Source organism: Shewanella electrica (genome assembly GCF_022321485.1).
Classification (GTDB): Bacteria; Pseudomonadota; Gammaproteobacteria; order Enterobacterales; family Shewanellaceae; genus Shewanella; species Shewanella electrica.
The window spans coordinates 1-239 of record NZ_JAKOGG010000723.1; the positions used below are offsets into that span (position 1 = coordinate 1).

A 239-nucleotide genomic window follows, 5' to 3' on the forward strand; every position below is an offset into this window, starting at 1 on the left:
GGGGGTGGCAAATGAAAAGAACCACAAAAATCGTATCCTTGATAGCCATTCTCGGCGTCGTCTCCCTCGTGGCACCGGTCTATCCAGGTGGTCAATTTACTGAGGAAAACGCAGGCGGAATTCTCCTTGGCGAAAGCTGGGATCTAAACGCGGTGCTGTCAGACCGGTCACCGGGTGACGGGCGGACGATCGAGGTTTACTTCGCGCAGGGTACGGCCGCGGACAGAATTGCCGCAATC

At 56.5% G+C, this 239-nt stretch carries 1 protein-coding gene; it reads left to right on the forward strand.

Annotated features, from left to right (window positions below):
• Positions 1-11: 11 nt before the first annotated feature.
• Positions 12-239: YdgA family protein (locus L9G74_RS21910; protein ID WP_238899015.1), on the forward strand; the 228-nt coding region annotated here is incomplete at its 3' end.